Here is a 9,606-nt window from a genome sequence, read left to right as displayed (position 1 = left end):
TCAGATTGGTAAGTCCAGATAGAGAACTGAAATCTGTTATTTGGTTGTTGTAGAGATAAAGGAAAGTCAGATTGGTAAGTCCAGATAGAGAACTGACATCTGTTATTTGGTTATCGCTGAGGTAAAGCAAAGTTAGATTGGTAAGTCCAGATAGACTGACATCTGTTATTTGGTTATTGCCGAGGTTAAGCCCAGTCAGATTGGTAAGTCCAGATAGACTGACATCTGTTATTTGGTTATTGCCGAGGTCAAGCTCAGTCAGATTGGTAAGTCCAGATAGAGGCGTGATATCTGTTATTTGGTTAGAGTTGAGATAAAGCCAATTCAGATTGGTAAGTCCAGATAGAGGCGTGACATCTGTTATTTGGTTATAGCTGAGATTAAGCCCAGTCAGATTGGTAAGTCCAGATAGAGAACTGACATCTGTTATTTGGGTATCGTAGAGATCAAGTTCAGTCAGATTGGTAAGTCCAGATAGAGGAGTAACATCTGTTATTTGGTTAGAGGTGAGATAAAGTATAGTCAGATTGGTAAGTCCAGATAGAGGCGTGACATCTGTTATTTGGTTGTTGAAGAGGATAAGCTCAGTGCGACTTGATAGGTTTTCATCAGCTTGTTTACAGTCACTCGTGCCAGCTTCTTCTAACAACGCTTCCACTGTTTTCCTTGCCTCAGCTGACAAACTGGTTTTGTTCAGACACCACTCTTGAAAAGAACTCCCCAAGCTAGGGTTAGCTGCTTGAGCCACCTCCCATCCTAATATCCATGTACTAATCGTTAGAGCAATGACAGCAGTTTTAGGCATTTCCTTTCTCTCCCTCAAAGATATAGCCATCTTAACGGTAAAGTGCGATCGCACAATTTTCTGGTATACTTTTCATCTATGAAAATGTGCCTACTTATAACCTTTCCATTAAACCTTTCAGACACAGATAGTAGACAAGGCGATCGCACGTTTGTCTGTTAGCCGATCGCCTAAAACCATTGATCAGCGATTTGGATACAGGAGATCTAAATCAGGGCATGATGGTATCGTGTTCCTACCCGATCAAATTTTCCGTAGGTGTACGGCATTGCCCATTGGTATCAACTTAAGCTCAACCCCTCTCCCCGCCGTGGGAGAGGGGCTGGGGGAGAGGGGTTGGGAGCATCCCAATTTGGCACGTTGGCTCTTTGAATGGGGCTGAAACCCTTGTAATTGCGTTAATTTCGGTAATACTTTGTCCAAAACGGGATGCTCCCGTCCGGTTCCCCTTCTCCCCACGGTGGGAGAAGGGGTTAGGGGATGAGGGGGAAATTGTAAGCAGTAGATAGACATGGCTAAAAACCTTGCCAGCATTGGTTTTCGACCTTAAGTTGACACTAATGGGCATTGCCATACCCTTGGTTTAAGGCTAAAACGCTTCCCTCCAAATCCCGTCGAATGCCTCAACATTGAATCTGTGCGATCGCGTCTTGGTGAGAAAATGGAAGAATAAGGTGTCCGCGATCGCTCTCATTAGCCTCTACGCTTGATTGAGAAGGCTAAAGAGTGATGTTATAGCACTACGCAGACACGTCCTTGACAAATGAAGGTGCTGAAACCTTTACCAATCAATCTTTTCCCTTCTGCCTTCTGCCTCCTGCCTTCTGCCTTCTTGCACTAGGTCATCCTAACCAACCTTTAATACCAATCCTGCCCAGATTACGGTAAAGTCATTAAGAAGTCGGCATATCAAAACTGTTCATGAGCGGATATTCCAACGCATCTACTCCCGAATCCAACGGTGCTACCGACGTTCGCGCCACCGAGAAGGCGAAGCAGGTGGCGGCGGAAAATATGGATCATCGGACGGTAGACCGCCAACAGCTAACGCCGATGATGCAGCATTTTGCGGAACTCAAAGACCAGTATCCGAATGCGGTACTGCTGTATCGAGTTGGCGACTTCTATGAAACGTTCTTCCAAGATGCGCGGCGAGTGGCTGAAGAATTGGAATTAGTTCTCACCAGTAAAGAGGCGGGGAAGGGTGTGGGACGAGTTCCGATGACAGGTGTCCCTCATCACTCGATTGAACGCCATGCCACTCAGTTAGTGGAAAAAGGCTATGCGATTGTTATTTGTGATCAAGTAGAAGATGCATCCATCGCCGCTAAAGAAGGGCGTCAGGTGAAACGGGAAGTGACTCGCATTCTTACCCCCGGTACGTTAACCGAAGCCGGGATGCTAAATGCTAAACGCAATAACTTCCTGGCGGCGGTGGTGATGGCGGGGAATCATTGGGGATTAGCCTATGCGGATATTTCCACGGGGGAATTCTTCACCACCCAAGCCACGGATTTAGAGTTACTGGTACAGGAACTGTTGCGCTTGCACCCCTCAGAAGTGCTGATTCCTACCAACGCCCCGGATTTGGGGAGTATGCTGCGTCCAGGGGAAAAATCGCAGTCGTTACCCGATTGGTTACCCAACTCCTTTTGTTACAGTCTGCGTTCCCAAACCCCCTTCAGTTCCTCAGAAGCTAGACAACGACTCCTAGAACGATTTAAAGTGCGATCGCTAGAAGGGATGGGTTGTGAACATTTGCCTCTGGGAGTTAGGGCGGCGGGGGGATTGCTGGAATATTTGGAAGACACGCAAAAGGAAAATTATGTCGCCCTGCAACATTTACGCACGTATACGTTAGCTGATTATTTAATTCTCGATCACCAAAGCCGCCGCAATTTAGAAATTACCACCACGGTGCGGGATAATACGTTTCATGGTTCCCTTCTCTGGGCATTGGATCAAACCAGTACCTCCATGGGCGGACGGGCATTACGCCGTTGGTTATTGCAACCTCTGTTAGATATTAAAGGAATTCGGGCGCGACAGGATACGATTCAGGAGTTGACGGAAAATACCGGATTGCGGGAAGATTTACGTCAGTTATTACGGGGCATTTATGATTTAGAGCGATTAACGGGGCGGGCAAGTTCCGGAACGGCGAATGCACGGGATTTGGTGGCGTTAGCGGATTCGCTGTTAAAATTACCCGACTTGGCAGAACTGGCGGCGTATGGGGGTTCTCCTTATCTGAAAGCATTGCAAACCTTTCCTCCTGAATTAGAACAGTTGGGACAAAGCATTCGCGCCCATCTGGTGGAATCGCCGCCGTTACAGATAAAGGAAGGTAATTTAATTCGTCCTGGGGTGAATGACCAACTGGATGAAATGCGTCGCATGGCAGAAGCAGATCAGCAATGGATTGCTAACTTAGAAGTCACCGAACGCGATCGCACGGGTATTGCTAATTTAAAAGTAGGATACAACAAAACCTTCGGCTATTACATCAGTATTGCTCGCTCTAAAGCCGACCAAGTTCCCGATGAGTACATCCGCAAGCAAACCCTAACCAACGAAGAACGCTACATTACTCCTGACTTAAAAGAACGCGAAACCAGGATTCTTACCGCACGGGATGATTTAAATCGCTTAGAATACGAGATTTTTGTCGGATTACGCACCCAAGTGGGGAATTATGCCCAATTAATTCGCAATCTGTCTCGTGCGGTGGCGGCGATTGATGTTTTGTCGGGTTTAGCGGAAGTAGCGGTACGCCAGGGGTATTCTCGTCCCACGATGGTAGAAGGGCGAGAAATTACGATTATTGATGGACGCCATCCTGTAGTAGAAAAGTCTCTGCCAATCGGTTTTTTTGTCCCCAATTCGGCGTATTTGGGATGGGAAGAGTCAACGTCATCATCTGGGGAAAAGACTCAGACAGAGAATCATCAACGTCCCGATTTAATTATCCTCACTGGACCCAATGCCAGTGGCAAAAGTTGCTATTTACGCCAAGTGGGATTAATTCAAATTATGGCGCAGACGGGGAGTTTTGTGCCAGCGACATCGGCGACATTGGGAATCTGCGATCGCATTTTTACTCGGGTTGGCGCGGTTGATGATTTAGCCACGGGTCAATCCACGTTTATGGTGGAGATGAATGAAACGGCAAATATCTTGAATCATGCCACCAATAAGTCCCTGGTTTTATTAGATGAAATTGGCAGAGGAACCGCCACGTTTGATGGGTTATCCATTGCTTGGGCGGTGGCGGAATATCTGTCTCTGGAAATTCAGGCACGGACTATTTTTGCTACCCATTACCATGAATTAAACGAATTGGCATCTATTTTAGAGAATGTTGCCAATTATCAGGTTACGGTGAAAGAAATGCCCGATGAAATTATCTTTTTACACCAAGTTCAACCCGGCGGGGCAGATAAATCCTATGGGATTGAAGCGGGGCGTCTGGCGGGTTTACCCCCGGCTGTGATTCAACGGGCAAAGCAGGTGATGGGGCAAATTGAAAAGCACAGTAAAATTGCCATGGGATTGCGGAAAGGGATTGGGAAGAAAGCAAAAGATACTGAAACGATTACGCCAGACACATCGGTACAGCAGTTAGATATTTTTGCCGAGTAGGGGCGAACCATTGCGGGTGTTTCGGTTCTACTGCTAAATTAGCATCGCGAATGCTTCGCCCAGTCAAATGTCAAAAGAGAGGTTATACCAAATCCACCGGAGTAGATTAACAAGACGTCAGAAAACCTCTAAACGCATAACCTGACACAGGGGCGGAAATCGGAACCCAATACTTGGTGCCACCATTCTCAATCGTGACAGTTTGTCCATCTGTTAATACAGCGATAGACTCACTATAAACCGTTGGTTGTTCTCGGACATACAACCCCCCTCCTATAGCTGCCACTTGGCGACAGTTGGCTGAGACTTGTGCTAGTTTATCAGGGGTCTTATTTTCTACAGAGGTTCCTGCTGAAGTGGAGGGCTGGTATCTTGGAGATGATGTTGTTGTCGCCACAGCCGAGGCTGTACCCAATGCCATCAACGCTGAGGTTGTCAATCCTATCAATTTATACAAACTTTTCATTGATGTTCCGAATTTAACTTGCATGATAAAAATTTATCTAACTAGGGTAAATCATCCATCTATCTATATAAGTAAACATTAATATCCCTCCAATGAAACAGCACGTTTTGAACAGATGAAACGAATCGTAAATTAAGCGTTATGATCAAGCTTAATCCGTATAAATTGTTAAATACTTTTTGACATCTTCCTATATGCTGATTTTTATAAAAACTCCAGTTATTTTAGTTTTCCTTTATACTCTAGGCTTATAAAAAACTCCTACTTTCGATAGAAGGTTATGCCATTCCCTAGGCAGATGAGACAGTCAATAGAAGCGGTTAAATTGTTAGGTGGACAATGTGAATCAGCAGGCAGCTCGGTTCGTGAGCTAACAGTATTCGTATAACTTAATCTGTTTCTGTTACGGATCGGGTCGGAAAATAGCTTTGCCTGATAATTCAAATAAGTAAATATAGTTTTGGTAGCAAAACTATCGTCCATAGATAATTTTAAAAGAGGTTTTCATGAAAAAGCAACATCAGAGTAAGCTAAAAAATACCGGACTATTAGGAGCGATATTCGGCGGTGTTTTAATTAGCTTACCAGCAACAATTTTAGAAGCATCAGCCGCACCTTTTTCTACCTTAGCTCAAGTCAATCCTTGTCCTGGAATCTACTACGAAGAACCCTATAATAGCACGCGCATGGTTCCGCAAGGGTGTCCGCAGAATGCGGCAGAACGGATGGGTCGAGGCGATCAAATGCCTAGTAGACAGATGACTCCTGTACCCCCTCCAGCCGGAGTGTCTCAACCTCCTCTACCAGCAGAACGTAGTGATGCAGTTGCCCGAATCCAACCCACAAACGGTACTGTTGATGTGCGGCTGAAAAATAACACTGATGCTGTTGTTTCTTATCAAGCCGTCGGACATACTGATCGTCGATATATGTCAGGTGGAGAAGAAATTGTTCTGCAAAACTTACCCACACCGATTACGATAACTGCTGTTCGTCAGGATGAGGGCTGGCTCAAGATGATGCCTATATCTGTTGATGAAACTGGACAGTTGGAGGTTACGTTTGAACAAGAAACAACGTTGGACAGTAACCAAGGGGTACTGAGAATTCAAGAAGATGGTCAAGTCTTTGTGAATTAGAGAAGTTGACGCCATACTACTTGTAGTCGGTTAGTGAATCTAACATTGGCAGATCCCCCCAAACCCCCCTTCAAAAGGGGGGCTTACTGTATTCAAAAGATGGTCAATTTTTTGTAACTTAAAGAAGTTGACGCGATCGCACTAACTATAAATGAAGGTAGGGGCGGGTTTAGGAGTAAAATTAACCCAGAAACCCATAACATTTCTACAAAAACCGCCCTTCCCCATCCTGTAATTTGCCTACATCTTTGGCATGCGATCGCGGTGGAAAATTAGGTGGGTGTTGTTGTCCGTTTTGAGGTGAATCAAATTTAGGTTGGGATTAGGAATCGTGAAGTTTAAGGCGCACATCATTTATTTAATTTCCTGATTGAATCGTGAAGTCAACATTAGCCGTGTAGGGGCGACCCGCCTGCATTAATCAACAACACCAATCTATTCAATTGGATCGGGTCGCCCTTTCCTCAAGTTAGTCGGGTCGCCCTTTCCTCAATTTGGTGGGTTACGGCGGATAGTTCATTTAACGGTTATGTGCCATCATTTAGTTCCCGCCTAACCCACCCTACAAATACTTCCCCATCCTGTAACTTCCCTACATCTTTGGTATGCGATCGCGGTGGAAAATCGGGTGGGTGTTTTTGTCCGTTTTGAGGTGAATCAAATTTAGGTTGGGATTCGGGCGGGTTTTGTTGTTTGGTTTGAGGTGGGTTTCCTGATTTTGTCCCTAAACCCGCCCCTACATATTATTAGGCATTTTCACGTTTAACCCTCTCCCCATCTTCCCCATCTCCCTCATCTTCACCATCTTCCCCCTGGGTGTTTGCAGTCAAAGCATCCGGGAAAGCGATCGCTTTCGTTGGGAACTGTATAGGAGAATCTATTGTGCTTTCCGATATCATGGTATCCCTAACCCCCAGCATTTACCCCCAGGTAACCCTACCCAACACCACTCCCATGGCTAGTGAACCCCTCGACTACCCCTTTCTCTTACTCACCCATCTAGTCTGTGCCGATCGCCAAATTCATCGGGAAGAGTCGAAACTCTTGCATGAGTTGGCAGATCAAACTCAGGTGGGACAACAGACAATCCACGAAATGGAGAAAATTCTCGCCCAAGAGAAAACCCTCCTCCCTGTCGAGAACATCGCCCAGCAAATCCCCCCCGAACAGCAACAGGAAGCGATGCAGCAACTCCTGGCGATCGCTTATGTCGATGGACTCTTTTCCCCCTTGGAACGGCAAATGATTGCACAGGTGGCGCAGATTTGGCGCTGGGATGCGACAGAGGTGGAACAGATGATCACTCAAGCCCAAACCCTGCAAGCCACTCGCCAAAAAGATAGGGAGTCTCAAACCGAGAAACTCTCACTCAGCGCGATTTTACTCATGGGTGCAGAGTCTATCTTATCCCGAACTTTAATCGCTAAACTTGCCACTTTCGCCCCTGAAACTCTGGGACGCCGCATTGTTCAATTGCAACGGCAAATCCTTTTAGCCGGACCCGATTACGAAGAAGCGGTACAACAAAATAGTATTATTGCACGGGAAGATTATCGCTTCACTGAAACCGCACTCACGGATACTGAATCCACGTTAATCGGCTTACATCAAACCCTAACACTCACCCTAGAAAACCTCCAGAAAACCATTCATCAGCAGCCGACGAACCCAACCACACAAGAACTGATCAATCAATTCAACCAAACCCAACAAACCCTAGCCGCCGAGATTGGAGGAGAACTGGACATTGTACGCGAATCCCTCTGGGCAAAACAACGCGCCTTACACCATTTTAGTCTGGCAGTTATGGGAAAAACCAAAGTCGGCAAAAGTACCCTTCATGCCATTATTATTGGGGAAGGCTGGGAAGCGATTGGTAGTGGGGGACAACGGACGACTCGCTTTAATCGAGTGTATGACTGGAAAAATATTCGCATTATTGATACCCCCGGAATTGGCGCACCAGGGGGGAAAAGTGAAGAGGAAATTGTCGAAAGTGTGATTGAAGAATCGGATCTGATTTGCTATGTCGTCACCAATGACAGTATCCAAGAAACCGAGTTTCAATTCTTGCAGCAGTTAAAAGCCAAGGCAAAACCCTTAATTATTCTACTCAACCTGAAATATAACCTGCGTGATCCGCGTCGCTTAGACTATTTCTTAAAAAACCCCGATAAACTCTTTACCCTAGAAGGAAGTAGTGGGATTGGCGGACATATTGATCGCATCCGTCGCTATGCCCAAAACCATTATGCCAACGACTATTTTGATATTATTCCCGTCATGCTGCTGGCGGCGCAAATGGCAAGCGAACCTGAACACCAAGCTAATCAAGAGAAACTACTCAAAACTAGCCGCATCCAGGACTTTTTAGACTCCATCCGCGAATCCCTAGTTAAGCATGGCGCGATTCGGCGATCGCAAACGCTTCTGGGTTCGACTGTAGGGACAATTGAACGCCCCTACCATTGGATGAGTCAGAAACGTCAAAGCTATCAACAATTGAGTGCGACTCTCACCCGTCAACGGGAAACCTTGCAGGCGAAAATTCAAACGGCGGGTAAGGATCATCTGGAATTCCTCCAGTATCAAATTGGCAGCATTTTTCAAGATGTTTTCAATAGCTTACCCGATTTTGCTGAATCCAATTGGAACTTCAGTCAGGAAAGCTTAAGACAAAATTGGGAGTATAAACTGCAAGCGCTGCAAATTGATGATCGCCTGCAACATGCCTATCAAACGACGGTGCAAAACTTTAATCGTGATGTAGAAATTGCCTTATCTGAACTGGGAACCGATTTACAATTAATGGCTTATAATGGTGGGGATGATTTACGATTTTTCCCAAGTCCTGCTGATCTGTACAGTGATAATGCGGCAGAAATTGGCGGGAGTTTCTTGAGACTTTCCCAAACCTTGGTGACTCATTTTAGTCCCTCGGTGAACAAGACGGTGATGATGGGGGCAGTGGTGCTGAATAGCATTTTAGGCATTTTTACAACCCGCGAACAAAAACGCAACTTTGCCGTTCAACGGTTGTCTAAGTTATTAACGCCACAAATCCAAGCTAGTCAACGCAAAATTGAGGAACAAGCGGCTAATATTTTTCGCGAGTATTACCGCCATGCAGCCGGGAGTATTATGCGGTATATCGAGGGGCTGATTCAAGAGTTTGAGCTAATTTCAAAACAGTTTAATCAGCCTCAGCAACAACTCAACAAGACAATTAATTGGCTTAATCTGGCGTATAGTAAGCGGATTGTTGATTGGTGTCAAGGAAACTATGAACCCTTGACTGAAGCAGGAATTAATAAAACAGTTACCCAAGTGAAACGGGAGTTTGGTAAACAGATTGATATTCAAACCAAATTTCAAGTCCGTTCTCATCTAGACAGCCAGGAAATTAATCGAATTCTGCAAGAAGATGTGTCAATGCATCGGCTTCAGTAGATGAGGGAGCAATGTAGAGACGTAGCATGCTACGTCTGGGAGCAGGGGAAGCAGGGGAAGCCATGTTCCAAGACGAGCCATGGAGCGTCTGTGTGTAGGGGCGG

Annotated in this window: 6 protein-coding genes; 3 read left to right on the top strand and 3 right to left on the bottom strand. The window is 45.7% G+C overall.

All coding sequences use genetic code 11. The features are described 5' to 3' along the window. A partial coding sequence (locus RIG66_RS21260) for a leucine-rich repeat domain-containing protein (protein ID WP_446380727.1) occupies positions 1 to 805 on the bottom strand: 805 nt, incomplete at its 3' end. Positions 806 to 1,819: 1,014 nt separating this feature from the next. On the opposite strand from RIG66_RS21260, the gene mutS reads away from it, so the two are divergent. Further along, positions 1,820 to 4,447, top strand: coding sequence for a DNA mismatch repair protein MutS (gene mutS, locus RIG66_RS21255; RefSeq protein ID WP_446380728.1), 2,628 nt, complete (start codon positions 1,820 to 1,822; stop codon positions 4,445 to 4,447). A 106-nt stretch (positions 4,448 to 4,553) separates the two neighbouring features. Here mutS and RIG66_RS21250 read toward each other — a convergent pair whose 3' ends face one another. Continuing rightward, positions 4,554 to 4,937, bottom strand: a complete 384-nt coding sequence (locus RIG66_RS21250) for an SH3 domain-containing protein (RefSeq protein WP_446380726.1) — start codon at positions 4,935 to 4,937, stop codon at positions 4,554 to 4,556. Positions 4,938 to 5,419: 482 nt separating this feature from the next. On the opposite strand from RIG66_RS21250, the gene RIG66_RS21245 reads away from it, so the two are divergent. Further along, positions 5,420 to 6,052 carry a hypothetical protein gene (locus RIG66_RS21245; RefSeq protein WP_446380725.1) on the top strand — a complete coding sequence of 211 codons (633 nt, stop codon included), beginning with the start codon at positions 5,420 to 5,422 and terminating at the stop codon, positions 6,050 to 6,052. A 746-nt stretch (positions 6,053 to 6,798) separates the two neighbouring features. On the opposite strand, the gene RIG66_RS21240 is transcribed toward RIG66_RS21245, so the two are convergent. Continuing rightward, positions 6,799 to 6,951 (bottom strand): hypothetical protein, encoded by a 153-nt coding sequence (locus RIG66_RS21240; protein WP_446380724.1) that lies wholly within the window; start codon positions 6,949 to 6,951, stop codon positions 6,799 to 6,801. Between RIG66_RS21240 and RIG66_RS21235 the strand changes: the two genes are divergently transcribed. Next, positions 6,935 to 9,502 (top strand): GTPase, encoded by a 2,568-nt coding sequence (locus RIG66_RS21235; protein WP_446380723.1) that lies wholly within the window; start codon positions 6,935 to 6,937, stop codon positions 9,500 to 9,502. The two genes, RIG66_RS21240 and RIG66_RS21235, sit on opposite strands and share 17 nt — an antisense overlap. Positions 9,503 to 9,606: the final 104 nt, after the last annotated feature.

This window comes from Coleofasciculus sp. E2-BRE-01 (assembly GCF_040221695.1).
In the GTDB taxonomy this organism is placed as follows: domain Bacteria; phylum Cyanobacteriota; class Cyanobacteriia; order Cyanobacteriales; family Coleofasciculaceae; genus Coleofasciculus.
The sequence above is the reverse complement of the archived record's forward strand: the minus strand, read 5'-3'. Positions and strand labels throughout refer to the sequence as shown.